Source organism: Nonomuraea sp. NPDC049158 (assembly GCF_040648335.1).
Taxonomy (GTDB): Bacteria; Actinomycetota; Actinomycetes; order Streptosporangiales; family Streptosporangiaceae; genus Nonomuraea.
In genome coordinates, this window is the sequence record NZ_JBEZDM010000001.1 from 514,442 (window position 1) to 538,361 (window position 23,920).

A 23,920-nucleotide genomic window follows, 5' to 3' on the forward strand; every position below is an offset into this window, starting at 1 on the left:
TGAGGGCGTTGTTACAGGAGGTGCGCGATGGCGATCCGCCGCTCCGCGACCAAACGTCACGGCCTGCCCTCGATCGTGCAACTGCGGCTGACGCTGGCCCCGGCCCAGGCTGAGGCGCTGGTGGCGGCGGTGCTGTTGTGCAATCAGGCGGCCACCCTCGTGTCCCGGCTGGCCTTCCAGCATCGCGTATCCGCCGCAGTGGAGTTGCACCGCCTCGCCTACTACGAGGTGCGTGCGCAGGTGGCCGGGCTGGGCGCGCAAGCGGCCGTGCGGGCGATCGCCCGGGTCGCCGGCGCCTACGCCAACCGGCGCGCCGGCAAGAAACGCGCCCACATCTTCCGCCCGCACGGCGCCGTCCCCTACGACGCCCGGCTGATGAGCTTCAACCGGGACGCCCGCACCGTATCTTTGTGGACCCCCACCGGCCGCGTCACCGTCCCCTACACCGGCCGACCAGAAGACCTCAAAGCCATCGACACGCTGCCGAGAGGGGAGGCCAACCTGATCTGCCGGCGCGGCGTCTGGCTGCTGCAGGTCACCCTCACCCTGCCGCCACCGGCGGTGCGTGAGCCGGTCGGCGGCTTCGTCGGGGTGGATCAAGGGGTGGCGAACCTGGCGGTCACCTCCGACGGCGTGGTGCTCCCCGGTCCCGCGCTGTCGGGGCCGGTCGGCGGCAACGGCCACGTCCGCACCCTGCGGGAGCGGCGCCACCGTCAACGCCGGCGGTTGCAGCGCAAGGGGACTTCTGCGGCGCGGCGGGTGCTGCGCCGTCTGTCCGGGCGCGAACACCGGATGATGACCGACCTCAACCACCAAATCAGCACGTTTGTGGTGCGTGAAGCCGAACGCACCGGCCGCGGTGTCGCCCTGGAGGACCTTCAGGGCATTCGCGATCGGGTAAGGGCTCATCGGTTCCAGCGGCGCACCCTGCACAATTGGGCCTTCGCCCAGCAGATCACCTTCACCCGCTACAAGGCCGCCCGCGCCGGGATCGCCTTCCTGCTGGTCAACCCCGCCTACACCTCCCAGGCGTGTCCAGAGTGCGGGTGCGTGACCAGGGCGAACCGGCCCGCGCGGGGCCGGTTCGTCTGCACCGGGTGTGGCCTCGCTGGGCACGCCGACCACATCGCGGCCCGCAACATCGCCACACGCGACATAGCGGGCTGGGCTGCCATCAACCAGCCACACGCTACCGGCCTCCCTTCACCCAGACGGGACCGCGAGAGCAAACCACCGGCTTCAGTCGGTGGTAGTTGATAAGACCTCCCTCAGCACCCCGAACGCTTCGGCGTGCGTGACACCGATCTCCGCGCCGCGCAGTGTCGCCAGCGCCGTCACAGACTCCTCGCTCCTGATGTGCGGGGAGGGCCGGTGCTGGCTCTTGTAGCCGCGCAGCGCCTCTAGTTTGCGTTCTATGTGGGGGCTGATGTCGCAGAACGCCGTCGATCGCGGCATCGGCTCGGCGGCCCACTGGATCTTCGACATCTCGTACAGCAGTACGGTCGGCACCAGCCACTTGCCGAACTGCTGGGCGATGGGCCGGGCCGCCGCGAACCCGGCGCCGAACACCGCCAGATGGTCCTGGTCGTAGTCGGCGAAGCTGGGCAGCAGGAGCAGGTTGGGCCGCCGCTCGTTCAGCGTCCGCTCGAACAGGTCGACCAGTTCCCTGCGCGGCAGCGTGTCCAGCCGCTCGGTCAGGTCCATGTCGCCGTACGCGATGTCGTACGAGAAGCCCAGCGTGGCCCGTACGGCCTCGATCTCCTCCAGCCGCTGCCGATAGCTGGTGGCGCCGTCGAGGCCGTAGTGCCGCATGCCATCGACCGCCAGGTACAGGACGTGGACCTCGGCCCCCGCCTCGACCTGCGCGGCGATCAGGCCGCCGCAGCCGAGTACCTCGTCGTCGGCGTGCGGGGAGATCACCAGCACACGGTCAAAGCGGCGCATTCACTGCCCTCCGGTCCTCGCGGGCGCGGTAGTACTCGGCGGTGCTCAGGATGAGCTCGTCGAGCGCGATCCGGGGCCGCCAGCCCAGGTCGGTGGCCGCCCGCAGCGCCGGGATCTTGTGGAACGACTCGGCCTCGGCGTAGTACGGCCCGTGTACGGTCCTGCCGTCGACGCTGACGATCGGCGACGGGCTGCCGAGTAACTCCTTCACTCGCTGGGCCAGCTCCATGATGGTGACGGCGTTCGCCGGGTTGCCGACATTGATGATGATGTCGTCGCAGTTCAGCGCCGCGTCCATGTAGTCGATGAGGAACCCGGTCAGGTCGCTCGCCGCGATGAACGCCCTGACCTGCTCGCCGCCCGCGAACACGGTGATCGGCTTCTCGGCCAGCGCCTGCTGGACGAACGTGGGCATGACGAACCCGCCCGCCCGCGACTGCCGCGCCCCCGCCACGTTGAACGGCCGGATGACCACCCCGCGCAGCCCGTGTTGACGGCTGTTGGAGACCATCGCCTCGGCCAGCGTCTTGGCGATGGCGTACTCGATGCGGGTGTTGTACTGCGTGGGTACGACGATGTCGTCCTTCTCGTCGAGCACGCCGCTGCGGCCGTACACCTCGGCCGAGCTGAACAGGCACAACGGCGCGTCTGCCCGGATGCAGGCGTCGATGACAGGGGCGGTGCTGCCGATGATGTCGTGGCCGAGCCGGCCCGCCCTGGACAGGATGCTCGCGGGGCCGACGTAGGAGGCCGCATGGATGACGCGGTCGGCCCCCGCGAAGTCGCCGCCCGCCGTCAGATAGTCCTCCACCCGCTGCCGGACGACCGTGCAGCGAGGGTCGGCGTCGTAGTCCTCGCCGTCGATCACCGCACCCGCGTTGGAGTCGATGATCGTTACTCGGTGGCCCGCGGCGAGATACGCGTCCACCAGATGTGAGCCGATGAAACCGAGACCGCCCGTGACGATGACTTCGCCACTTGGAGCTCCCACGGGCCTGCCTTTCCCACGAAGCCGTGATTTCGAGGAAAAACGGTCACTCGGGGCATGTGCCGCCCCGGTGGCACCTAGCGTGGGATTAAAACAGTTTTCGCCACGCTTGTCACGCATGGCACAAGTTTTCATGGTTCGGCGCAGGCTTCCTGGACCGATCAGCCGGATCGGGCGTACGCTCGCCGCAATTCGGGCACAGGGAGCGACATGGCGACGTCCAGGGAACGCACCTTCACCGGCACCCGCGCCGCGAACGTGGTGCGCGAGTGGCCCCACGAGCAGCCGCGCTACGTCGCCATCCTGGTCCACGGGTACGGCGAGCACATCGGCCGCTACGAGTACGTGGCCGACGCCCTGGTCCGGCACGGCGCCGCGGTGTACGGGCTCGACCACGTCGGCCACGGCAAGTCGGAAGGCGACCGGGTGCTCGTCGTGGACTTCGAGGACGTGGTGACCGACGTACACGCTGTGGAGGAACAGGCCCGCGCCGACCATCCGCGCGTACCGGTCGTGCTGATCGGCCACTCGATGGGCGGCATGATCGCCGCCCGCTACGCCCAGCGCTACGGCGACGGGCTGGTCGCGCTCGTGCTGTCGGGCCCGGTGATCGGCGAATGGGAGGTGATCCCCGTCCTGCTCGCCCTCGACGAACTGCCGGACGTCCCCATCGACCCGGCCACCCTCTCCCGCGACCCGGCCGTGGGCGTCGCCTACGCCGAGGATCCGCTGGTCTGGCACGGGCCGTTCAAGCGGCCCACGCTGGAGGCGTTCGCCACGACGATCGCCACGATCGCCAAGGGCGGCTCGCTCGGCAGCCTGCCGACGCTCTGGATCCACGGCGCCGACGACCAGCTCGTGCCGCTGACCTCCAGCCGTACCGGCATCGAGACGATCCGCGGCGACGACCTGACGGAGCGGATCTATCCCGATGCCCGGCACGAGGTGTTCAACGAGACGAACCGGGACGAGGTCCTGACGGACGTCACGACCTTCATCGACCGCGTCCTCGGCCACTGACTCCACGCTCCTTGATGCCCTGCGACGGAGTCATTTCACGGGCAGCCACAGGTGCCCGGATCCGCGGGTCCGCGTCAGGTTCACTCGGTAGCAGCCGGCCTTGGGAAAGACGAAGCCCGTGCCCCACTCCTCACCCGGCCGCCGCCAGGACGAGCCCCCGTGCTGCTCGGGACCGAACGTGGGCTTCGCGCGGGTGCCGTCGGGCAGCGCGGCCGTGACCTTCAGCGGCCCTTCACCGGTCATCCGCCACACGATCTTGACCTCCTTGCCCCGCTTGAACGGAACCGGGGCGAACAGCAGCCCCCACACCTCAGCGTCCCGCGAGGTGCCTTGCACCTCGGGAAATCCGTCCTGATGGGTGAGCAGCGGCGTCCCATGGCACGCCTCCCTGGTGGCGGTGGGCGTCGGCTTCTGTGACACGGCCGCTGTCTCCGCCCTGGTCGGCGTCCCGGTCTCAGTCGGTCTCGGCGACCCGGTCCCGCCCGTGGCGCACCCCGCGACCACTATGAGCACCGCTCCGATTGTCATCCGCCTCATCGAGCCTCCTTCGCTCTCGCGACACGTACTCCGGAGAGCGGCAAGAGGTTCCTGGTTCAGGGTTCGGCGCTGATCTGGAACGGCCTACGGGCCTCCCGCCCGTGGAGCGAGAGGCCCGTACTCAGCCGGCACCCGTACTCAGCTAGCGCCCTTCGAGGCGTCCTCGCAGCGGACCGTGACGATCGCGAACCACACATGCGAACGCGCGTCCTGGGACGTCACCGACTCGAACACCTCGCACGCCGTGAACCCGTGGTTCAACGCGTTCTGCCTGGCGGCGGCCTCGGCGCTGGCGAGCGCGGCGTCCTCCTGGATGCCCTTGCCGAACCCGTCGAACAGCGCGCCGATCCCGGCGTTGATGGTGGTGGAGGTGTCGGCGGAGGCGGGCAGAGCGGCGACGAGGGCGCCCGCGACGATGCCGGAACCGGCCAGCGTCGTCGCAGCCAGCGCGACCAGCAGCTTTTTGGTCAGGTACTTCATGGGGTCTCCCCGAGCTTCGATCGTTGGGGCTTACGTCTGAGAGGCGTTCCATCCCGTTCCACCGGCCGCCTTCGCGGCCAGCGGTCCGGAGCCCGTCACGCGGAAGCGGTCAAGGTCCTATTCCTCTCCCGATTCGAAAATGCGCCATCTCTCCGTGGGCGACTCTCTTTCGAGCCAGTAACCCCAGCTGAAATCATCAGGCGCTTCTCGACCGCGCCTTTGTAGCTCGAGTTTCACGGACACCTGTATAACCGTGGTGTACCTGCCTGTGTCATCCGAATCCGGATGCCCCGGCCAGATCGTCATGGCCGTGATATCGGTCCAGTCGCAGAAAGCACTGTCGGCGAAGGACTCCTCACGATCGGCGAATTCTGTGGTGGACAAGCGGCGGGCCACGTCGATGTCCCTCGCCACGACCGCCTGCAGATAGGCCCTTACCGTGTCTTCGGGAGAGGCGCTTTCCGCCGGCGGCCGGATGTCGTGAAGCTTGCGGGGAACGCAGTAGAAGCCAGTGAATTCGCCGATCGCCGGATAGAGCAGGCCCAATGAGGCGGCGAACAGCACCGCTAAACCAGCGGCGACATAGGTTTTCGGCTTCAAGACCACTCCCCGGACCAGTGCTTTTCCGGCACAAACGCCGCATCTATGAGAGGTGAGCCGCTCACGTCACCCTCGTTGAGGCATCCCCAGCGCCTTGTCCGCCGGACCGCCGTACTGACCGTGCGGCTACCCGCAGTCGTCGCCCTGTGGCATGAGCGTAACGGGCAGTGACGTCCGCCCGCCGGGACATCTGCCCCACCGCAAACATGAAGATCCCTCCACCCAGTCCGCCCCAAGGCCCCGGGAGAGCTTTATGATCGTAAAAAGAAATACCAGATCAGGCCCAGGGCAATCAGCCAGATAATGGCGCCGATGCCGCAGACCACCAGGCAGCCTGTGATGACTGTTCGTTTTCTGCCTCGATCGCCCCATTCGTGACGACCACGATCTGGATCCATGCTAAGAGGCTACTTCCCTCTCGCCTCAGATAATTGACCATGGCCGCAGTGGAGGGGCATTTGTGGCATTTATGCATTTCCGAGGATGGGAAGGATCAATGCGGAGGGATATTCCTGACCATGAAAGACCTCGAACCGGGTACGCCGTGTCCGCACGGCCACCGCCGCCGGCTCCCCGGTCCCATGGTTGCGCGCGAACCTCGGAAACGCGCCCCCCGCCACCTGCACCCGCAGGCGGTGGCCCTTGCGGAAGCGGTACCCGGTCGGGTGGAGTTCGACCTCCGCCCGGGTCACGCCCTGTGAGTCCTGGGGCAGGCGCACGATGCCGTCGGTGACGTTCCGGGAGACGCCCGCGGGATCGACGTCGCAGAGCCGTACGAACAGGTCGGCATGCCCCGTGTCGGTGCGTACGTGCACGACCGCCGAGATCGGACCGACCAGGTCGAGATCGCGGGGGAGCGGTGCGGTGGTGTGGACGAGCACGTCGGACCGGCGCTCCACCTCCCGGTTGTCGCGCTGGCCGGTCTCTTGGGCGGACAGCATCGGACCGCCTGGTGACCGCGTGGGGTGCGCCGGGTCATAGACGAACGTGTCGGAAGAGCTCTTGTCCGGCACCTCCCAGCCGAGCCCCCGGCCGTGGGTCAGGTAGAGCGGAGTGGGCGTGGACTCCGGAGGCGGCCACTGCTCGAAGTCCAGCCAGCGATTGGCCTTCTGCAGGTAGAGGCGTACCGGTGCCCGGTGAAGTTGGGCGGTGTCGCCGAGCAGATACGCCGACAGCCACGACACCTGGTCGATCAGCACGGCACGCAGCGCGCCCGAATCATGGCCCCATGGGCCGATCGTGATCCGGCTGCGCCGCCCCGCCTTCCGCAGCGCGGCGAAGTCACGCAGCTGCGCGGGCAGGAACAGGTCCCACCAGCCGGTCACCATGCTCGTCGGCGTGGTCATCTCGGCCGCCGCCGCGCGGTGGTCGGTGGCCGCCCAGAAGTCGTCGCCCGGCTCCGCGTGCGCGGCCACCTCGCGCAGGAACGGTACGGGCTTGCCGATCGCCACCAGGTCGGACGTGCCGATGGGGACGTGCGCCATGGCCCGCCGTACGCGCCGCTCCTTGCGGGGGTCGGGCAGCAGCCCGCCCAGGGGCGCCTCCTCCTGGGTGCCGATCAGCGCCGACCAGGCCAGCGTGTTGTGCAGGCCCATCACGCCGCCCGGATAGAACGTGCTGACGAACTCGCCGGCCGTGATCCCGAGCCCCATCGCCTCCAGCGGCGGATCCAGGTAGGGCCCGACCGCCCACTGCGTGAACCCGAGATAACTGGCCCCCGCCATGGCCAGCCGCCCGTCACACCACGGCTGCGCGCGCAACCACGCCGCCGTGGCCAGGCCGTCGTCCTTCTCCTGGTGAAAGGCGTGGAACCGGCCGCCGGAGCCGAAGACGCCCCGGGTGTTCTGGACGACGACCTGCATCCCGCGCCTGACCAGCACGCTCGCGAACGCCTTCGCGTCGATCCGGTGCTTTCCGTACGGGGTGCGCATCAACACCACGGGCAGCGGCCCGGCACCGCGCGGCCGGTAGCGATCGGCGAGCAGCGCCACGCCGTCGGGCATCGAGACCCGCAGATCACGAGTAACCGCCACATCATCGACCACCGCCTCCGGCAGCCCGAGGTACCTGTCGAACAGCCTGCCGAGCACGCTCATGAGAAGTCCTCCCGCTCGACCTCCAGAGTAGAAGCTCTGGGGCGAAAGGAACGGTTGTTGCCGGTGAGAAGGATGTTGGTGTAACGGAACCTGCGGGCGGTCAGCGGGTCTTCGAGCTCGTGCGCGCACACCCGAAGTCGGCCACCGGCCACAGGGACTGTCGTGTCGTAGGACCGGTGACTTTCCCCTCGCCGCCTTGTCAGCACAGACGAGACATGACGAGGACAGACGAGAAGGCGGCGAAGATGCGAAAGCCCCCACCCACGACCCACGCCGCCGATGATGCCTGGCTCGGCGGGTTCGCTCTGCTGGACCGGACCGTCGACTACGCGCTGGGCTGCCTGCGCCTCGTCACGCCCGCCGATCTGGACCGTCCAACCCCGTGCCACGGCTGGGACCTACGGACGTTGCTGACACACACGAACGACGCGTTCGCGGCACTGACGGAAGCCGCAGCCTTAGGACACGTCGCCCTTGTCCCCCCGCTGAGCGACGACCCCCGCGACCGCGATCGCGACCGCGATGGCCACGACCACGGACACGGCAATGACGGCCTGCGAAACCGTGCCACCGGCCTGCTCCACGCCTGGGCGGGCGCCAAGGACGCGGTCGTCTCCGTCGGTGGCTGCCCGTTGACGGCCGCGATGGTGTCCGCCGTCGGCGCCGTCGAGGTGGCCGTGCACGCCTGGGACGTGGCCCGAACATGCGGTCACCCTCGTCCCATCCCAGCGGACGTGGCGGCCGAGCTCCTCCCGCTGGCCCGGCTCTTCGTCACGGACGCCGACCGGCCGGCCCGATTCGGCGTACCCCTGAACACAGCCCCCCGAGCCCCAGCTCAGGACCGTCTGCTCGCCTACCTGGGCCGCGACCCCCACTGGACTGACAACAGGAAGTAGCTTGACAGCATTAATTGTCGGTGTCAGCGTGGAGCCATGTACGAAGTCGCGGTGATTGAGGATCCGGCCGCCGCCGAGGCGTCGCTGGATCCGGTACGCGCCCGGCTGCTGGCCGAGCTCGCCGAGCCGGGCTCGGCCACGATGCTGGCCGCCAAGGTCGGTCTGGCCAGGCAGAAGGTGAACTATCACCTCCGAGCCCTGGAAAGCCACGGTCTGGTCGAACTCGTCGAGGAGCGGCGCAAGGGCAACTGCACCGAACGCGTCATGCAAGCATCGGCCGCCTCCTACGTCATCTCGCCGACGGCCCTGTCGGCGGTCCAGCCCGACCCGTCCCGTTCCCCCGACCAGCTCTCGGCCCGCTGGCTGCTCGCCCTGGCCGCTCGCCTGGTACGCGACGTGGGCGCCCTCATCACCGGTGCCACCAAGGCCAAGAGGCGGGTGGCGACGTTCGGCATCGACGGCGAGGTCCGCTTCGCCTCGGCCGCCGACCGTGCGGCCTTCGCCGAGGAGCTGTCCGGAGTGGTGGCTTCGCTGGTCAGCAAGTATCACGACGAGCAGGCCGAGGGTGGACGGCCTCACCGTCTGGTCGTCGCTATCCACCCATCTGTGGGGAAACGGAGCACCGACGGGTGATCTGCTCGCTAATCAGGGGTTCCGCCGACGGATGATCCGGTCGAGATGCGGGTACGGATAGCGGCGCATGAGTGCGAGGGCGGCCCTGTACCCCAGGCCGTACCAGACCGATGAGTGCATGTGCGGCCCTGTCGGCGCGGCGGTGAAGCCCAGCGCCGAGATCAGGGCGAGCAGCGTGGTGGCGACGGCCGATCTTCGTGCGGCCGTCGCCCCCACTAACCGCCGCCCACGAGCACTCCAGGTCACGACGCGAGCGTCTCCAGGACCTGGTCGCCATACTTGGCCAGTTTGTTCTCGCCCACCCCGTTGACCGTCCCCAGCTCCGCCAGCGTCGACGGCGACAGTGTCGCGATCTCCCGCAGTGTCGCGTCATGGAAGATCACGTAAGCCGGCACCCCCTGCTCCTTGGCCGTAGCCGCCCGCCACGCGCGCAGCCGTTCGAAGACCGGCGCGGCATCGGCCGGCAGCTCCACCACGGGACGGTCCTTGGCACCGGTCTTGGCGGTCTTCGCCCGCGCGGCCCGTTCGGGATCGCGGCGCAGCCGCACCTCGCGTTGCCCGCGCAGCACGTCGGCGCTCGCGTCGGTGAGCACCAGCGCGCCGTAGTCGGACTCGACGGCCAGCAGCCCCTGCGCCAGCAACTGGCGCACCACCCCGTGCCACTCGGTGTTGCCCAGATCGGCGCCCACCCCGAACACGCTCAGCGAGTCGTGGCCGTGCTGCAGCACCTTGGCCGTCTTCTTGCCGAGCAGGATGTCGGCGATCTGCCCGACGCCGAACTTCTGCCCCCGCTCGCGGCGCAGCCGCAACACCGTGGAGAGCACCTTCTGGGCGGGGACCGTGCCGTCCCACGACTCGGGCGGCGCCTGGCAGGTGTCGCAGTTGCCGCACGGCTGGGAGTCCTTCTGCCCGAAGTAGTCGAGCAGCATCACCCGGCGGCACCCGACCGTCTCGCACAGCGCCAGCATCGCGTCGAGGTGGAGCACCTGGCGGCGCCGGTGGGCCTCGTCGCCCTCCATGGCCAGCCGCCGGTGCTGGACCACGTCCTGCAGGCCGTAGGCCATCCAGGCGGACGCGGGCAGCCCGTCGCGCCCGGCCCGGCCGGTCTCCTGGTAGTAGCCCTCGACGGACTTGGGCAGGTCGAGATGGGCGACGAAGCGTACGTCGGGCTTGTCGATGCCCATGCCGAACGCGATCGTGGCCACCACGACCAGCCCGTCCTCACGCAGGAAGCGCGCCTGGTGCGCGGCGCGGGTGCGGTTGTCGAGGCCCGCGTGGTAGGGCACGGCGGCGATGCCGTTGTCGACCAGGAAGGCCGCGATCTTCTCGACCGAGGAGCGCGACAGGCAGTAGACGATGCCCGCGTCGCCCTCGTGCTCGGTGCGCAGAAAGTCGAGGAGCTGGCGCTTCGGCTCGCTCTTGGTGGCGATGCGGTAGTTGATGTTGGGCCGGTCGAAGCTGGCCACGAAATGCCGGGCCTGCTCCAGCCGGAGCCGCGAGGCGATCTCGGCGTGGGTGGCCGGGGTGGCGGTCGCGGTCAGCGCGATGCGCGGCACCTCCGGCCAGCGCTCGTGCAGCTCCGACAGCGCCAGGTAGTCGGGGCGGAAGTCGTGTCCCCACTGCGACACGCAGTGCGCCTCGTCGATGGCGAACAGCGAGATCTCGCCCTTGGCCAGCAGCCGCAGCGTCGTCTCGACCCGCAGCCGCTCCGGCGCCAGGTAGAGCAGGTCGAGCTCGCCCGCGAGGAAGGCCGCCTCGACCCGTTGTCGCTCGTCGAAGTCCTGGGTGGAGTTGAGGAATCCCGCGCGCACGCCGAGCGCCGTCAGCGCGTCGACCTGGTCCTGCATCAGCGCGATCAGCGGCGAGATGACCACCCCGACCCCGGCGCGGACCAGCGCGGGGATCTGGTAGCACAGCGACTTGCCGCCGCCGGTCGGCATGAGCACCAGCGCGTCGCCGCCGTCGACGACGTGATCGATGATCTCCTGCTGTCCGGCCCGGAAGGTGTCGTAGCCGAACACGCGGTGGAGAGCCTCGGTGGGGGTATCCATGCGGCTACCTTACGTGTTCGCCGGAGGCCGTTCGCTCTGTTCGCCCACGGCGATCGTAGGCCACCAGGGAGAGGGCGCCGAGCCCGCAGGCCGCCGCCAGGGAAACCATCACCGCCGGATATCCGGCCAGCTGCGCGACTCCCGCCGCGAGCAGCGGGCCGACGGCCTTGGCCACGGTGATCGGCAGGGCCAGGGCCCCGCTCAGCGTCGCGTAGGCGCTGGTGCCGTACCGCTCGGTGAGCAGCGCGGGACGGGCGATCGTGGCCACCCCGAACCCCAGCCCGAACAGCACCACGCCGCAGATCGCGCCCGCCACGCTCCGCCCGGCGACCGGCAGCACCAACGCGGCGGCGCCCTGCGATCCGAACACGGTCGCGGTGATCAACGCCACCGGCCAACGCCCCTGCAGGCCCGTGGTCACCAGCCGCCCGGTCACCGACAGCACGCCGAGCAGGCCCGCCACGGTCGCCGCGAAGAGGGGCGAGTGGCCGAGCGCGATCAGGTACGTCACCAGCAGCACGCCCATGACCGACACGGCGCCCGTCTGCGTCAGGAACGCCGCCGCCAGCAGCCAGAACGGCCGCTCCCGCAGCGCCGCCCCGACGACGTCCCGGTCCACGACCTCAGGAGAGGGGCGGCTCCGTACCGCCAGGAAGTGCAGGGGTACGGCCGTCAAGGCGTAGCCGATGGCCAGGATGACCAGGGCCTGCCGCCAGCCGTACCGATCGACGAGGAAGCCGGTCAAGGGCAGGAAGATGCTGGACGCGAAGCCGGCGACGACCGTCACGGCGAGCAGGGCCCGCGACCGTCGCGCCGCGTCGAACCAGGCGACGATCACCGCGAACGCGGCCTCGTACAGCACCATCGCGGACGCGACGCCGAGCACCACGCAGACCAGGTAGAGCTGGGCCAGGGTGTGCACCTGCGACCAGGCGAGCACGGCCGCCGCGCCGAGCGCCGAGCCCGCCGTCATCAGCGCCCGCCCGCCGCGCCGGTCGAGCCAGCGGCCGATGGGCGGCGCCACGAGCGCCGAGACGAGTACGGCCAGTGTTATCCCGCCGGTGAGTTCGGCGACCTCCGCGTGCATATCGCGAGCCATCGGGGTGATGAAGACCGAGAAAGCGTAGTAAAGGATGCCGTACCCGGCGGTCTGGGTGATCGCCAGCGCACCGATCAGGCGAGCAGACGAGGCGATCACGAATGATTTCGTTCCCGTTCATCAAGCTATGGACACTGTGACATGAATCGCACCTTTGTCGTCACCGGCGGCGGCCGGGGCATCGGCCGGGCCGTGGTGGAACGCCTCCTCAAGGACGAGGCCACCGTGGTCGCCGTCGAACGCGACCCCGCCGCGCTGGACTGGGCGGGCCCCCGGGTGATCCCGGTCGTCGGCGACGCGGCGGACGAGAATCCAGGGAATGAAAACCATTGTCGTACGGTTGCAGGGACCATGAGAAAGAACCTGCACCCCTCGTACCAGCCCGTCGTCTTCCGCGACCCGAGCGTCGGGTTCGCCTTCCTCACCCGCTCGACCCTGACGAGTGACAGGACAGTTGAGTGGGCGGACGGCCACACCTACCCGGTCGTCGACGTCGACGTCTCCTCGGCGAGCCACCCCTTCTACACGGGGCGCGGACGGGTCCTCGACACCGCCGGTCGCGTCGAGCGCTTCAAGCAGCGCTACGGCAAGGTCTGATCGCTACTTCCGCCGGTGGAAGCCCGCATGTGCCGGCTACTAGCGGGTACATGGCTTTCACCGGCGTGGAGTGATGGTGGTCAGAATGAGTCTAACCGGAAGGGAACGCCGCATCCTCGGGGAAATCGAGCAGGCACTTGAGCTGGAAGACCCCGACATGGCGCGGCGGGTAGCCGCAATCAACAAGATCGAGACAGGGTCGGACGCGGGGGCGTACCGCGAGCGCATGCAGTCGTGGGCCGGGGCGCACATCTGGCTGATCGCGTTGCTCGGGGTGATCGCCGTACTGTTGCTCGTGCTAGGTGTCATCACCGCCTGAGCGAACACGCGTCCGCCGTCAAAGCGCAGCCTTCACACAAAACGCACCTGAGCCTCAAATCCCGGTAGCTCAGGCCAGGCACCTCAGAGCCGAGGCGATCCGCGGGTCGAGATCGTGGCCGTCAGGCAGGCGCCCCACCGTGGCCTCGACGAAATCCTGCGGCGACAGCGTCGCGCTCAACCCGTCCGTGCGCACCACGACCCGCTCCTCGGCCGTCTGCTCCACCTGGACCTCCGCCTCCTGCTCCGACAGGGCGAACCGGCCCACCGCCACCCGCCAGCGCGTCCGGCCCGCGGCCTCCTCCTCCGCCACCGGCGCGCCGACGTCGTCGGCGTGCGTGGCGTACTCGGAGTCGTAGTGGAAGGCCTGCAACCCTACCGGGTACGGGCCGGCCATCGTGTCGAGCGAGGCGTCCCGGCCGAGCTCCCGCATGCGGCGCCGGGTGTCGGCGTTCTCGGTACGCCATTCGGCCAGCACCTGTTCGACGGGCATGTCCCGGCGCTGTCGTACGCTCCACTCGTTGAAGTCGTGGAAGCCGTTGACGCCCTCCCTGGCGAGGCGGGCCAGCAGGTCCTGCACGTTGCCGTCGAGACAGGCGTGGTTGTAGAGCTCCTCACCCGCCAGATGACCCAGGACATCGCGGACGGACCACCCCTCGCAGCGCGACGGCCGCGCCCATCCGGCGTCGTCCAGACCGGCGAAGAAGCGGTCGAGCCTGGCCGCCTCCGCGTCGAAACCGTCGAACGGATCGAACTCCTTCAACAGATCATCAGCCATACCTCGAAGCTACCCGTCGGCTGTCGTCTCTCACGAAAGGCGCGGCGCAGAACGGTCAAGCTCCGGACAAGACGGAAGCCCGGCCCCCACACGGGGACCGGGCTTCCGTTCAGATGCGACTAGCTAGGCGTCCGCTCAGCGGAGCCAGTGTTCTTAGCGGAACCAGCGCGGGACGACCCGCACGTAGTCGGTGTCGCTCGTGGCGCCCTCGAGCTCGTCGTCGCCCGCGTACACGGCCTTGAACACGCCGCTCTTGTAGGCGCGGGTCTGGGCCTCGATCTTGCCGTTCCAGCCGGTACGGTCGGAGGCGACCCACTTCCAGCCGCTGGAGCCGTTGGCCTTGTAGAAGATGCTGACCCGCTCACCGCGGACGCCCTTCCAGCGGTCGTCGTCGTTGACCTGGAGACGACCGGAGAACCAGATGGTCCTGCCCTTGCGGACCTTCGACGGGTCGGCGCTGAAGCGCGAGATGCGCGTCTGCGCCTTGCCCTTCTGGATCTCTACGGCGAAGAACGCGGTGTCGGTGTCGACGACCTTGCCGTTCTTGTCGTACGCCTGGGCGACGGCCTTCCACTTGCCGTCCTGGTCGTTCTCGTTGAACGGGACGGAGAAGCGCCAGCTCTCGACCTTGTTGACGTCCTTGGCCCGCAGGGTGCGGGCGACCGGGTTGACCGGCTCCACACTGAGCTGGACCTTCTCGACGTCCGAGCTGGCGTCGACCTTGAAGAAGGCCTCCGTCTCGCTGCCGGCCTTGACCACGACCGGGTTCGGTGCGATGTCCCTGATATCGACGGTCGGAGCCTTCGTCGTAGCCGACGCGGCCCCGGCGCCCGAAATCAGAAGTGTCCCGCCCACAAGGGCAGAGACGAGTCCTACAGCGATGTTCTTCATGAGGGTGCTGATTCCTCTCGTATCCCCGTTTTGCTGAGGCCGGCTCGGGATAGCCAGCCTCCTCTACTACTTTGAGGCACGAGATGGGGAAAAAGTTCGCTAAAGTTACAGAAAATCTTTGATCACGGTCTTGACCAGGACCGTTACCAAAAAATCCGATTTGTGATTCCCTGACCGACTACAGTCTGCCGCATGACCGACGTCTACACGCTCGGTGAGGCACTGGGGGTCGTGTCCAGTGGCCGGGTACGTCATGAGACCGAAGCCCGGTTGGACGTCACCGGCCCGGAGTTCAACCTCGCCATCGCCCTGTCCCGGCTCGGACACAGGGCCGCCTACCTGGGCAAAGTCGGCAACGACGAGCTGGGCGCCAGAGTCCTCAGCGTGCTGAGGGGCGAGGGCGTGGACGCGGCGGACGTCAGGGTCATCGAGGGCGCGCACACCGGGCTGCTGCTCCGGGAGGCGCGCGTGGGCCGCGAGCAGCGCCTCACGCACTACCGCGGGGGATCGGCCGGTACGAGCCTGAAGCCCGGCAACGTGCCCATCGACCGGATCGGCTCCGCGAAGATGCTGCACGTCACCGGCCTGACGGCGGGGCTCGGCAGGGACACCTTGGAGGCGGTCCGTACGGCCGTGAGCGCGGCCAAGACCGCCGAGGTGGCCATCTCCTTCGCCGTCGACTACGTACCCGAGCTCTGGCCGTCGGTACGCGAGGCCGAGGAGGTGCTGGGCGAGCTGGCCTGCGCCTCCCACCTGCTCTTCCTCGGCCAGGACGAGCTCGACCTGGTCAAGCCCGCGCTCACGCCCGAGCGCGAGGTCGTGGTGAACCGCGGCCTGAAGGGCGCGAGCGTACGGGCGGACCGCATGCGCTACGACGCGCCCGGCCTGCAGGTGCCGATCGTGGACACCGCGGGCGCGAACGACGCCTTCGTGGCCGGCTACATCAGCGCCGCCCTGGACGGGCTGACCCCGCCGGAGCGCCTGCACCGCGGGACGCTACTGAGCGCCGCCGCGATAACCAGCGCCAGCGACTGGCAGGGCCTCCCCACCAGGGCCGACATCTAGCACGGCATCCGTCCTCCCCTGAAGAGGGTGTCCCTCCCTAGAGCCCGCTGTCACGACGGACCGCCTTCTTCCTCCGCCCGAAGGACCTCAGCCGCCACGCGACCGTCACATGGATCGAGACGGTCGCGTGGCGGACCCCCGGGTTGTCAGGGGTTGACGTTGATCGTGAAGGTGGACGTCGTGTTCTTGATGTTCTGCGCGTTGTTGCCGAACCTCAGGTTGTTGAACGTCACAGCCCCCACAGCCGGCCCCTGCCCCGGCTCAGGCAGCTCATTGGCCCAGACCCCGAAGCCGGACTTGGCGTCGAAGGCGTCACCACTCTTCTGGGCCCCACTGATCGACACGTTCGTGAAGATCGTGTCCTTGACCGGGTTCTGCGGCTGGTTGCCCACGTAGTTCGTCTGGAACATGATCCCGTGGTAGGTCGGATCGACGATGTCCAGGTTGCTGACCCTGATCCCCTGGAACACCTTGGAAGCGGAGAACACCCACATAGCCGGGAAGGTCTGCTGTCCCCAGAAATGCCCACCGGCCCTGACCAGCGAGATGTTCTCGAAGCTCGTGGGCGGGCTGGCCCCGAAGCCGAGCATCTGGATGCCGAAGTCCAGCGAGCTGATCGTGACGCCCGAGTAGACCAGCGTGTCGGCGACGTAGATGTTCCGGAACGTGTTGGCGTACCCGCCATAGACCGCCACCCCAGCGGCCCGCCAGGTGAGCAACGAGGTCAGGTTCTCGAAGACGTTGTCCCGCTGCTCGCCGTTGTTGATGTCGATGGCCGAGAACAGCGCGAAGCTGTCGTCGCCCGTCGAGCGGGCCTCGATGTTCGAGACCAGGTTGCCGGTGCTGCCGTTGGTCATGTTGATGCCGTCCGCGAACGTGTCGCGGATGCGCGAGTTCTTGATCGTCATGTTGTCGGTGTTGGTGCCCCAGAGCAGGCACATCTGGTGCTCCACCCAGATGTTGTCGATCACCATGTTCGCCACTTCGGCCAGGTCGAAGACCTTGCCGGGGCCGTCGTTGCGGGAGGTGTAGTTGCCGAAGGAGGCGAAGTTCGCGAACGTCGACCCGTTGGCCGTGGCGTCCGCTCGGAAGCCGGTGTCGGTGTTCTCCTGGCCCGACGGTGAGAGGAACCTGGTGAACCACGGCCCGGCCCCGACGATCTTGACCGCCTTGCCGTACACCTGGAACTTGCTGGCCGTCTGGTAGTCGCCCGCGGGCAGGTAGACGCCGACGAGCGTGCTGTCCTGGCGCGCCTTGTCGAGCGCGTTCTGCACGTCCTGGTGGGTGAAACCGGCAGGTACGGCATAGTGCGCCGGGTCCGGGTTCGGGATCTGCGTCACCTGCTCCAGGTCGACGAAGTCGATCGTGTACGTCGAGCCGTTGGCCGCGTCCTTCTGCAGCTTGATCTTGTGTCCCGCCTGGACCGTGGTGCCGAGCAGCAGGTTGGCCTCATCGTAGATATGCCTCGGCGCCCCGGACCCGGGGGAGTTGCCGGGACCCGACTCGGGGCCGTAGAGCCAGGCGTAGCGGGAGGTCAGGTCGATGGTCTTGAGGAAGGTGCCGTCGACGTAGACGTTCAGCGTCGAGGAGTTCCCGCCGCCGCCCGCCGCGTCCGGGATGGAGAACCTGGTGACCAGCGTGTTCGTGGCCGCCCTGGTGGTGAACTCGACGTAGGAGCCGTTGGTCCCCAGCGTCACCGCCCGGCGTCCGGACGCCTCGCCGGCCAGGTCGCCGACGGTCCTGTTCGGGCCGATGCGGGTGGCGCCGCCGCCGATGGCCGCGTCCTCCGCCTCATAGGTGTCGTACGGCATGTGCGCGCCGCGCCCGACGAACAGCTGCTGCGTGCTGGTGTTGTTGGCCCGCTTGACCGGCAGCTCGTTGGCGTCGTCGGCCAGCACCACCTTGACCGTGTACCTGCCGTTGGCGGCGGTCCAGGTGCCGAGCCCGGCCGGTCCGGCGGTGGCGCCCGGGGCGATCGCGCCGCTGGTGGCGCCGGTCAGCGTCTTGACGACCGTGCCGGACTCGTCGGCGACGGTCAGCGTGATGCCGTGGGAGCCGCCGCTGGAGGCGATGGTGCCCTGGTTCTTGATCCCCACCGAGAACGTCACGGTGTCGCCCTGCCCGGGATTGCCCGGCGTCCAGGCCACCGGCGCCGCGACCAGGTCGGCGGTGTCGACGGGTTTGACGGTCAGCGAGGCGGTGGCCGTGTTGTTGCCCTCGTTCAGCTCGACGACCTTGCCGTCCTCGTCGACCTTGGCGCTCACCTGGTAGGTGCCCGCGTCCCGCGCGCCGATGGCGCTCGACACGGTGGCCGAGGTGCCGACGGCCAGGGAGCCCACGTTCGCGGTGCCCGCCTTGACGGTGCCCAGGTAGAAATTGACGGAGGTCGCGGCGGAGGGGGCGGTGCCGGAGTTCTTCACGGTGGCCGACAACGTGACCGCGTCGGTCTCGACCGGAGCCGCCGGCGACGCGGTCAGCCCGCTGACCGTGAGGTCGGGATTGGCCGACGGGGTGCCGAAGACCTGGAACTCGGCGATCTGGCCGCCGGGCGCCCCCGAGTTCGCGGTGATCTTGAGCTGCACGTCCGCGACCTTGGCCGTCACCGGGATCGTCACGGAGTTCCCGGTGGCCGGGTCGAAGGTGTAGACGGCCTGCGCCACCAGGCTCGACAGGCCGGTGGCGCTCTGCTCGCGGCCGAGCACCTGGATGGTCTGCGTACGCCGGGCCCAGGCCGGGTCGGGGTTGAGCTTGAGCACGATGGAGGTGAGGTCGGCGTTCGCGCCGAGCCGCACGGTCAGCGTGTTGGGGTAGGCGGCGCCTTCCCAGTACGTCTGAACGTTGCCGTCGTTGGCGTTGGCCGCCACGTAGGTGTGGGTGTGCGACGACTCGGTGATCGGCTTGCCGGTCGCCAGGTTCGTCCCGTTACCGGGATCTTCGCCGCCCGCCTCGCCGTCCACCTCGAACTCGGAGAGCTGACCGGCGGGCCAGGCGCTGTTCGCGGTGATCTGGAGGCGCACGTAGCGCGTGCCGGAGGCGCTGACGGGGATCGTCGCCGTGGGGTTGAAGGTGTAGGTGGCCGCGTCCTTGATGGTGCTGAAGCTCGTCCCGTTCGCGCTGCCCAGCACGGTGAGCGTCTGCGTACGGCTCGGCCAGCCGCTCGGGAGCTTGAGCGTCAGCTGGTTCACGGTGGCGGCCGAGCCGAGGTCCACCTGCACCCACTGCGGGAAGGCGTTGTTGGCCGACTCCCAGTAGGTCGCCTGGTTGCCGTCGGTGACGTTGGGGGCGGGATAGACATCGGTGAAGCTGCTCGCGGTGGCGGTCTTGCCGGCGGAGAGGTTGGTGTCGGCCGCCCACGCGGGGGCGGCCAGGACTCCGATGACTAACGCAAGGGCGGCTAGGACAGCTCTCATGGGGGATGGCCCTTCGAGGAAGACGATGGCCGAACCATAAGATGTCCAGCAGATGGCAGCAATATTTCGACGACATTGCGCAAACAATTGACTGACAAGCGTGGCCTTCCGTCGGCTGGGACGGCTGGTCAGAGCGGTTGAGCACGCTGAATATCGGCAGCGACCGGCCGCAAGCAGGAGACGTCGGATCCACGTAAGCGGTTGCAAGCACTTGCGTGATCGGCCTTATAGTTTGCGCATGACACGACGACTCGCAGAGGTGGCCAAGAAGGTCGGGGTGAGCGAGGCGACCGTGAGTCGCGTGCTCAACGGCAAGCCCGGGGTGTCCGAGGCGACCCGCGAGGCCGTGCTGACCGCGCTCGACGTCCTCGGCTACGAGCGCCCCACCCAGCTGCGCGGCGACCGGGCCCGGCTGGTCGGCCTGGTGCTGCCCGAGCTGCAGAACCCGATCTTCCCCGCGTTCGCCGAGGTGGTCGGCGGCGCGCTGGCCCAGCAGGGCTTCACCTCGGTGCTCTGCACCAGGACGGTCGGCGGCGTCTCCGAGGCCGACTACGTCGATCTGCTGCTCCAGCAGCAGGTCAGCGGCGTGGTCTTCGCCGGCGGCCACTACGCGCAGGCCGACGCCTCGCACGCCCATTACGCGCTGCTGCACGAGCGTAAGCTGCCCACGGTCCTGGTCAACGCGGCCGTCGCCCACCTCGACTTCCCGCAGGTGTCGTGCGACGACATCGTGGCCGCCGAGATGGCCCTGGCCCACCTGCGGGCGCTTGGCCATGAGCGCGTCGGCATGGTGCTCGGGCCGAAGGACCACATGCCGTCGCGGCGCAAGCTGGAGACGTTCCTCGCGGGGGGTGGCGATCCCGAGCTGGTCGAGCACACGATGTTCTCGCTGGAAGGCGGGCACGCGGCGGCCGCGAGGCTGGTCAGGCGGGGGGTGAGCGGCGTCATCTGCGCCAGCGACCTGCTCGCGCTCGGCACCGTCCGGGCCGCCCGGCGCGCGGGGCTGACCGTGCCGGCCGACGTGTCGGTCATCGGCTTCGACGACTCGGCGCTGATGAACTGCACCGACCCGCCCCTGACCACGGTCCGCCAGCCGATCGACGCGATGGGCCGGGCCGCCGTGGACCTGCTGGTCGCCCAGATCGACAAGGCCGTGGTCCCCGCCGACGAGCTGCTGTTCGAGCCGGAGCTGGTCGTACGCGCGTCCACCGCACGCAAGGCGTAGGCGCTGAACCCCGCAGCCTGCAGCAGGTCGCTGAACGCGACCTGCCGTAATCCAGTCGTTATCTTGCAAAGCACAGTCGGAATATTGCGGAGATCGGTCGGCGAACCTATGGTGTGGGCACCTCGCATTAGAAGGGTCAGCCCATGCAGAAATCCACCGGACTGTTAGTCGTCACCGTTCTCGGTCTGTCCGCCACGGCCTGTGGTTCGGGCGAGCCCGCCAAGTCGACGGCGGGCGGAGCCGCCCCGGTGTCGATCACGGTGGCCTGCCAGCCGGCGAAGTCCGCGCCCAAGGAGCGGCAGGCTTGGGACGACGACGTGGCCACGTTCATGAAGGCGCACCCCGGCGTGACGGTGAAGAGCACGGACCAGCAGCCGTGTTACGACCCCAAGACGTTCGGGCCCAAGCTGGCGGGTGGCCAGATGGAGACCGTCTTCGTGGTGCCCGTGACCAACTACAACGACGTGATCAGCCAGGGCCAGGCGCTGGACATCACCCCGTACACCAGCGAGATCAAGAACTGGAACGATCTGCGCTCCGACGTCAGGGAGCTGGTCACCAAGGACGGCAAGGTGTACGGCGTGCCGAACGTGCACTACGGCGTGGGCCTGGTCTACAACCGCGCGCTGTTCACCAAGGCCGGGCTCGACCCGAACACACCGCCCAAGACGTGGGCCGAGGTCCGCGAGGCGGCCAAGAAGATCGCCGGACTCGGCGCCGGGTACGTCGGCTACGGCGAATACTCCGGCGGCAACACCGGCGGCTGGCACTTCACCCAGGCCATCTACGGCCGGGGCGGCAGCATGGTGAGCGACGACGGCAAGAAGGCCGCGTTCAACTCGCCCGAGGGCAAGGCCGTCCTGCAGAACCTGCACGACATGCGCTGGGTCGACAACAGCATGGGCAACAAGCTCCTGGTCGGCTGGGAGTCGCTGATGATGGCGATGGGCAGCGGCAAGGTCGGCATGATGCTCGGCGCGCCCGATGTGGTCACCGACGTCGTCAACAAGTTCAAGGGCAGCGTCGCCGACTACGGCATCACCGGCTTCCCCGAGGCCAAGGCGTCGCTGAGCGGCGGCGAGGCGTACATGATCAACCCGAAGGCCACCCCCGCCGAGGCCAAGGCGGGACTGGAGTGGGTCGACTTCCGCTTCAACACCGCGGGCAAGGGCCGGTTCGACTTCGCCCGCGGCAAGACGCTCGGCAACCCCGTCGGCGTACCCGACAACGACGTCTTCGGCGACTCGGCCACCGGCAAGGCGATCAAGCAGGACCGCACGGCGAACGCCACGCTGCCGGTCGCGAACTACCAGCCGTACGTGGACGCCGCCGCCACCATCCCGCCGAAGGCCGAGCCGGTGCACGCCCAGGAGCTGTACGCCATCCTCGACGTGGCCATGTCGGGCGTGCTGAGCCGCCAGGACGCCAACATCGACAGCCTGCTCTCCGACGCCGAGACCAAGGCCAACTCGATGCTGGCGACCAAGGGCTGACCTGGATGCGTGTCCTCAGGCGCAATCTGACCGCCTACGGGTTCCTGTGCGCGGCGCTGGCGTGCTTCGCGGTGTTCGCGTGGTATCCGATGATCAGGGAGTTCGTCCTCAGCTTCCAGAAGACCACCCTGGTCAACCCGCCCACCTGGGTGGGACTGGACAACTTCCTGACCGTCGTCCAGAACCCGTCGTTCGGCAAGGCGTGGCTGAACACCGTGGAGTTCACGGCACTCGCCCTGCTCTGCGGCTACGCCGTGCCGTTCGTCATGGCCCTGGTGCTCAACGAGTTGCGCCACGCCCGGGCCTACCTGCGGTTCGTGGTCTACCTGCCGGTCATGCTGCCGCCGATCGTCGCGGTGCTGCTGTTCAGGTGGTTCTTCGATCCCGGGCCCGGGCTGTTCAACCAGCTGCTCGACTTCTTCCACATCCCGGCCCTGGCCTGGCTCGACTCCTCCTCGACCGCGCTGATCTCCCTGGTCATCGTCGCGACCTGGATGAACATGGGCAGCGCGACGCTGATCTACCTGGCCGCGCTGCAGAACATCCCGCCCGAGCTGTACGAGGCGGCCGAGCTCGACGGGGCCGGCATCTTCAAGCGGATCAGGCACGTCACCATCCCGCAGACCCGGCTGATCCTGCTGCTCATGCTGATGCTGCAGGTCGTGGCCACCATGCAGGTGTTCATCGAGCCGTACATGCTCACCGGCGGCGGCCCGGAGGACGCCACGATGACCGTCGCCTTTCAGATGTACCAGTTCGCGTTCACGCTCCAGGACTACGGCGCGGGCGGCGCGCTCGGCATGATGCTCATGATCGTGCTCCTCGCCTTCGCCGCCTTCCAGCTCCGGCTGACTCGGGAGGACAAGGCATGATCTCCGTCGGCGCCCGGGCTGCCACCGGGGGGCGGCGGGAGAAGAGAGCGCCGAAGCGCATCGAGGTGCAGTTTCGTACCATCGTCTCGCCGCACCAGCTCAACAGCAGATGGGGGCGGCGCATCTACTGGACCGTCCTGGTCGCGGTCGTCACCGGCTCCACCCTGGTCTTCGTCTTCCCGCTCTACTGGATGATCACCGGCGCCATGAAGACGGGCGAGGAGATCGCCCAGATGCCGCCGACCCTGTTCCCCGCCCACCCCACGTTCGACGCCTTCATCGAGGCGTGGGACCTGTTCGACATCGGCGTACTGCTGAAGAACACCGCGTTCTACGCCCTGGGCGCCTGGCTGTTCTCCATGGCGGTGGACGTCGCGGCGGCGTACGCGCTGTCGAAGCTGCGGCCGATGTTCGGGAACGTGGTGCTGGGCGCGATGCTGGCCACGCTGATGATCCCGCCGATGGTGGTGATCATCCCGCTGTACGTCACGATCGTCGACCTGCACCTGCTGAACAACGCCTGGGGCCTGTGGTTCCCCGCGGCGGCCAACGGCTTCAACATCTTCCTGCTCAAGCGCTTCTTCGACTCCATCCCACGGGAACTGGTCGAGGCGGCCCAGATCGACGGCGCCGGACCGCTGCGGGTCCTGTGGTCGGTGATCCTGCCGATCTCCAGGCCGATCCTCGGCGTGGTCTCCATCTTCACCATCGTCACCGCCTTCAAGGACTTCCTGCTCCCGCTGCTGGTCATGACCGACAGCGAGAACATGACGGTCAGCGTCGGCCTGTCGCAGACCGCCGGCGCGGTGAGCCAGAACCAGATCATGGGCGGCCTGGTCATCTCCAGTATCCCGATGATCATCGTTTTCTTCATCTTCCAACGGCACATCATGGCGGGCCTCACCGCCGGGAGCATTAAGGGATAGC

The 23,920-nt window shown here is 68.4% G+C and carries 24 protein-coding genes and 1 pseudogene; 12 read left to right on the plus strand and 13 right to left on the minus strand.

What is annotated here, in order from left to right; genetic code table 11:
- The first annotated feature begins 27 nt into the window (after positions 1–27).
- A complete protein-coding gene (locus AB0B61_RS02200; RefSeq protein ID WP_358426618.1) occupies positions 28–1,257 on the plus strand; it encodes a transposase in 1,230 nt (409 codons plus the stop codon).
- On the opposite strand, the gene AB0B61_RS02205 is transcribed toward AB0B61_RS02200, so the two are convergent.
- On the minus strand, positions 1,240–1,944 hold the full coding sequence (locus tag AB0B61_RS02205) for a PIG-L family deacetylase (RefSeq protein ID WP_358426621.1): 705 nt from the start codon (positions 1,942–1,944) through the stop codon (positions 1,240–1,242). The genes AB0B61_RS02200 and AB0B61_RS02205 overlap by 18 nt on opposite strands.
- Positions 1,931–2,935 (minus strand): NAD-dependent epimerase/dehydratase family protein, encoded by a 1,005-nt coding sequence (locus AB0B61_RS02210; protein ID WP_358426624.1) that lies wholly within the window; start codon positions 2,933–2,935, stop codon positions 1,931–1,933. Before AB0B61_RS02210 ends, AB0B61_RS02205 begins: the two co-directional genes overlap by 14 nt.
- Before the next feature lie 207 nt (positions 2,936–3,142).
- Between AB0B61_RS02210 and AB0B61_RS02215 the strand changes: the two genes are divergently transcribed.
- Entirely contained in the window at positions 3,143–3,952 is an 810-nt protein-coding gene (locus tag AB0B61_RS02215) for a lysophospholipase (protein ID WP_358426627.1), read from the plus strand.
- A gap of 30 nt (positions 3,953–3,982) precedes the next feature.
- Here AB0B61_RS02215 and AB0B61_RS02220 read toward each other — a convergent pair whose 3' ends face one another.
- From AB0B61_RS02220 to AB0B61_RS02240, 5 genes are all read right to left on the minus strand, one after another.
- A complete protein-coding gene (locus AB0B61_RS02220) occupies positions 3,983–4,489 on the minus strand; it encodes a hypothetical protein (protein WP_358426630.1) in 507 nt (168 codons plus the stop codon).
- 138 nt (positions 4,490–4,627) lie between these two features.
- Positions 4,628–4,969: a hypothetical protein gene (locus AB0B61_RS02225; RefSeq protein ID WP_358426633.1), complete on the minus strand. Its 342-nt coding sequence runs from the start codon at positions 4,967–4,969 to the stop codon at positions 4,628–4,630.
- A gap of 117 nt (positions 4,970–5,086) precedes the next feature.
- Positions 5,087–5,569: a hypothetical protein gene (locus tag AB0B61_RS02230; RefSeq protein ID WP_358426636.1), complete on the minus strand. Its 483-nt coding sequence runs from the start codon at positions 5,567–5,569 to the stop codon at positions 5,087–5,089.
- A 251-nt stretch (positions 5,570–5,820) separates the two neighbouring features.
- Positions 5,821–5,967 (minus strand): hypothetical protein, encoded by a 147-nt coding sequence (locus tag AB0B61_RS02235; protein ID WP_357942377.1) that lies wholly within the window; start codon positions 5,965–5,967, stop codon positions 5,821–5,823.
- Positions 5,968–6,036: 69 nt separating this feature from the next.
- Positions 6,037–7,665 carry a CocE/NonD family hydrolase gene (locus AB0B61_RS02240; RefSeq protein ID WP_358426639.1) on the minus strand — a complete coding sequence of 543 codons (1,629 nt, stop codon included), beginning with the start codon at positions 7,663–7,665 and terminating at the stop codon, positions 6,037–6,039.
- A 245-nt stretch (positions 7,666–7,910) separates the two neighbouring features.
- Here AB0B61_RS02240 and AB0B61_RS02245 point away from each other — a divergent pair, with 245 nt between their 5' ends.
- Both AB0B61_RS02245 and AB0B61_RS02250 read left to right on the plus strand, forming a co-directional pair.
- Positions 7,911–8,561, plus strand: a complete 651-nt coding sequence (locus AB0B61_RS02245; RefSeq protein ID WP_358426642.1) for a TIGR03086 family metal-binding protein — start codon at positions 7,911–7,913, stop codon at positions 8,559–8,561.
- A 36-nt stretch (positions 8,562–8,597) separates the two neighbouring features.
- Positions 8,598–9,194 (plus strand): helix-turn-helix domain-containing protein, encoded by a 597-nt coding sequence (locus AB0B61_RS02250; RefSeq protein ID WP_358426645.1) that lies wholly within the window; start codon positions 8,598–8,600, stop codon positions 9,192–9,194.
- 12 nt (positions 9,195–9,206) lie between these two features.
- Here the strand turns inward: AB0B61_RS02250 and AB0B61_RS02255 are convergent, their stop codons facing one another.
- From AB0B61_RS02255 to AB0B61_RS02265, 3 genes are read right to left on the minus strand one after another with little or no spacing between them, the layout of a single operon-like run.
- Positions 9,207–9,440 carry a hypothetical protein gene (locus AB0B61_RS02255; RefSeq protein ID WP_358426648.1) on the minus strand — a complete coding sequence of 78 codons (234 nt, stop codon included), beginning with the start codon at positions 9,438–9,440 and terminating at the stop codon, positions 9,207–9,209.
- On the minus strand, positions 9,437–11,245 hold the full coding sequence (recQ, locus tag AB0B61_RS02260) for a DNA helicase RecQ (protein ID WP_358426651.1): 1,809 nt from the start codon (positions 11,243–11,245) through the stop codon (positions 9,437–9,439). The genes AB0B61_RS02255 and recQ overlap by 4 nt, the downstream gene beginning before the upstream one ends.
- A gap of 4 nt (positions 11,246–11,249) precedes the next feature.
- The gene (locus tag AB0B61_RS02265; RefSeq protein WP_358426653.1) at positions 11,250–12,443 is read right to left on the minus strand and encodes an MFS transporter; all 1,194 of its coding nucleotides are present in this window, start codon (positions 12,441–12,443) and stop codon (positions 11,250–11,252) included.
- 42 nt (positions 12,444–12,485) lie between these two features.
- On the opposite strand from AB0B61_RS02265, the pseudogene AB0B61_RS02270 reads away from it, so the two are divergent.
- From AB0B61_RS02270 to AB0B61_RS02280, 3 genes and pseudogenes are all read left to right on the plus strand, one after another.
- A pseudogene (locus AB0B61_RS02270) lies at positions 12,486–12,590 on the plus strand (SDR family NAD(P)-dependent oxidoreductase); the annotation flags it as partial.
- A 105-nt stretch (positions 12,591–12,695) separates the two neighbouring features.
- Positions 12,696–12,941: a type B 50S ribosomal protein L31 gene (locus tag AB0B61_RS02275; RefSeq protein WP_225290234.1), complete on the plus strand. Its 246-nt coding sequence runs from the start codon at positions 12,696–12,698 to the stop codon at positions 12,939–12,941.
- A gap of 85 nt (positions 12,942–13,026) precedes the next feature.
- A complete protein-coding gene (locus AB0B61_RS02280) occupies positions 13,027–13,260 on the plus strand; it encodes a DUF3040 domain-containing protein (protein WP_358426656.1) in 234 nt (77 codons plus the stop codon).
- Positions 13,261–13,329: 69 nt separating this feature from the next.
- On the opposite strand, the gene AB0B61_RS02285 is transcribed toward AB0B61_RS02280, so the two are convergent.
- Both AB0B61_RS02285 and AB0B61_RS02290 read right to left on the minus strand, forming a co-directional pair.
- On the minus strand, positions 13,330–14,037 hold the full coding sequence (locus AB0B61_RS02285; RefSeq protein ID WP_358426659.1) for a maleylpyruvate isomerase family mycothiol-dependent enzyme: 708 nt from the start codon (positions 14,035–14,037) through the stop codon (positions 13,330–13,332).
- 153 nt (positions 14,038–14,190) lie between these two features.
- Positions 14,191–14,928, minus strand: coding sequence for a hypothetical protein (locus AB0B61_RS02290; RefSeq protein WP_358426662.1), 738 nt, complete (start codon positions 14,926–14,928; stop codon positions 14,191–14,193).
- A 192-nt stretch (positions 14,929–15,120) separates the two neighbouring features.
- Here AB0B61_RS02290 and AB0B61_RS02295 point away from each other — a divergent pair, with 192 nt between their 5' ends.
- Positions 15,121–15,993: a sugar kinase gene (locus tag AB0B61_RS02295; RefSeq protein ID WP_358426665.1), complete on the plus strand. Its 873-nt coding sequence runs from the start codon at positions 15,121–15,123 to the stop codon at positions 15,991–15,993.
- Between the two features lie 146 nt (positions 15,994–16,139).
- Here the strand turns inward: AB0B61_RS02295 and AB0B61_RS02300 are convergent, their stop codons facing one another.
- Positions 16,140–19,403, minus strand: a complete 3,264-nt coding sequence (locus tag AB0B61_RS02300; RefSeq protein WP_358426668.1) for a discoidin domain-containing protein — start codon at positions 19,401–19,403, stop codon at positions 16,140–16,142.
- A 238-nt stretch (positions 19,404–19,641) separates the two neighbouring features.
- On the opposite strand from AB0B61_RS02300, the gene AB0B61_RS02305 reads away from it, so the two are divergent.
- The 4 genes from AB0B61_RS02305 (at position 19,642) to AB0B61_RS02320 (ending at position 23,919) form a co-directional block, all read left to right on the plus strand.
- On the plus strand, positions 19,642–20,628 hold the full coding sequence (locus tag AB0B61_RS02305; protein WP_225290240.1) for a LacI family DNA-binding transcriptional regulator: 987 nt from the start codon (positions 19,642–19,644) through the stop codon (positions 20,626–20,628).
- 143 nt (positions 20,629–20,771) lie between these two features.
- Complete coding sequence (locus tag AB0B61_RS02310) at positions 20,772–22,121, plus strand: extracellular solute-binding protein (protein ID WP_358426671.1); 1,350 nt, start codon at positions 20,772–20,774, stop codon at positions 22,119–22,121.
- Between the two features lie 5 nt (positions 22,122–22,126).
- The gene (locus AB0B61_RS02315) at positions 22,127–22,993 is read left to right on the plus strand and encodes a sugar ABC transporter permease (RefSeq protein WP_358426674.1); all 867 of its coding nucleotides are present in this window, start codon (positions 22,127–22,129) and stop codon (positions 22,991–22,993) included.
- On the plus strand, positions 22,990–23,919 hold the full coding sequence (locus AB0B61_RS02320) for a carbohydrate ABC transporter permease (protein WP_358426677.1): 930 nt from the start codon (positions 22,990–22,992) through the stop codon (positions 23,917–23,919). Before AB0B61_RS02315 ends, AB0B61_RS02320 begins: the two co-directional genes overlap by 4 nt.
- Position 23,920: the final 1 nt, after the last annotated feature.

Excerpts from the sequence above, each read along its gene's own strand:
- AB0B61_RS02200 (WP_358426618.1), top strand. The coding sequence starts at position 28 with ATGGCGATCCGCCGCTCCGCGACCAAACGTCACGGCCTGCCCTCGATC.
- AB0B61_RS02205 (WP_358426621.1), bottom strand. The coding sequence starts at position 1,944 with ATGCGCCGCTTTGACCGTGTGCTGGTGATCTCCCCGCACGCCGACGAC.
- AB0B61_RS02215 (WP_358426627.1), top strand. The coding sequence starts at position 3,143 with ATGGCGACGTCCAGGGAACGCACCTTCACCGGCACCCGCGCCGCGAAC.
- AB0B61_RS02220 (WP_358426630.1), bottom strand. The coding sequence starts at position 4,489 with ATGAGGCGGATGACAATCGGAGCGGTGCTCATAGTGGTCGCGGGGTGC.
- AB0B61_RS02225 (WP_358426633.1), bottom strand. The coding sequence starts at position 4,969 with ATGAAGTACCTGACCAAAAAGCTGCTGGTCGCGCTGGCTGCGACGACG.
- AB0B61_RS02235 (WP_357942377.1), bottom strand. The coding sequence starts at position 5,967 with ATGGATCCAGATCGTGGTCGTCACGAATGGGGCGATCGAGGCAGAAAA.
- AB0B61_RS02240 (WP_358426639.1), bottom strand. The coding sequence starts at position 7,665 with ATGAGCGTGCTCGGCAGGCTGTTCGACAGGTACCTCGGGCTGCCGGAG.
- AB0B61_RS02245 (WP_358426642.1), top strand. The coding sequence starts at position 7,911 with ATGCGAAAGCCCCCACCCACGACCCACGCCGCCGATGATGCCTGGCTC.
- AB0B61_RS02250 (WP_358426645.1), top strand. The coding sequence starts at position 8,598 with ATGTACGAAGTCGCGGTGATTGAGGATCCGGCCGCCGCCGAGGCGTCG.
- recQ (WP_358426651.1), bottom strand. The coding sequence starts at position 11,245 with ATGGATACCCCCACCGAGGCTCTCCACCGCGTGTTCGGCTACGACACC.
- AB0B61_RS02275 (WP_225290234.1), top strand. The coding sequence starts at position 12,696 with ATGAGAAAGAACCTGCACCCCTCGTACCAGCCCGTCGTCTTCCGCGAC.
- AB0B61_RS02280 (WP_358426656.1), top strand. The coding sequence starts at position 13,027 with ATGAGTCTAACCGGAAGGGAACGCCGCATCCTCGGGGAAATCGAGCAG.
- AB0B61_RS02285 (WP_358426659.1), bottom strand. The coding sequence starts at position 14,037 with ATGGCTGATGATCTGTTGAAGGAGTTCGATCCGTTCGACGGTTTCGAC.
- AB0B61_RS02290 (WP_358426662.1), bottom strand. The coding sequence starts at position 14,928 with ATGAAGAACATCGCTGTAGGACTCGTCTCTGCCCTTGTGGGCGGGACA.
- AB0B61_RS02295 (WP_358426665.1), top strand. The coding sequence starts at position 15,121 with ATGACCGACGTCTACACGCTCGGTGAGGCACTGGGGGTCGTGTCCAGT.
- AB0B61_RS02300 (WP_358426668.1), bottom strand. The coding sequence starts at position 19,403 with ATGAGAGCTGTCCTAGCCGCCCTTGCGTTAGTCATCGGAGTCCTGGCC.
- AB0B61_RS02305 (WP_225290240.1), top strand. The coding sequence starts at position 19,642 with ATGACACGACGACTCGCAGAGGTGGCCAAGAAGGTCGGGGTGAGCGAG.
- AB0B61_RS02310 (WP_358426671.1), top strand. The coding sequence starts at position 20,772 with ATGCAGAAATCCACCGGACTGTTAGTCGTCACCGTTCTCGGTCTGTCC.
- AB0B61_RS02315 (WP_358426674.1), top strand. The coding sequence starts at position 22,127 with ATGCGTGTCCTCAGGCGCAATCTGACCGCCTACGGGTTCCTGTGCGCG.
- AB0B61_RS02320 (WP_358426677.1), top strand. The coding sequence starts at position 22,990 with ATGATCTCCGTCGGCGCCCGGGCTGCCACCGGGGGGCGGCGGGAGAAG.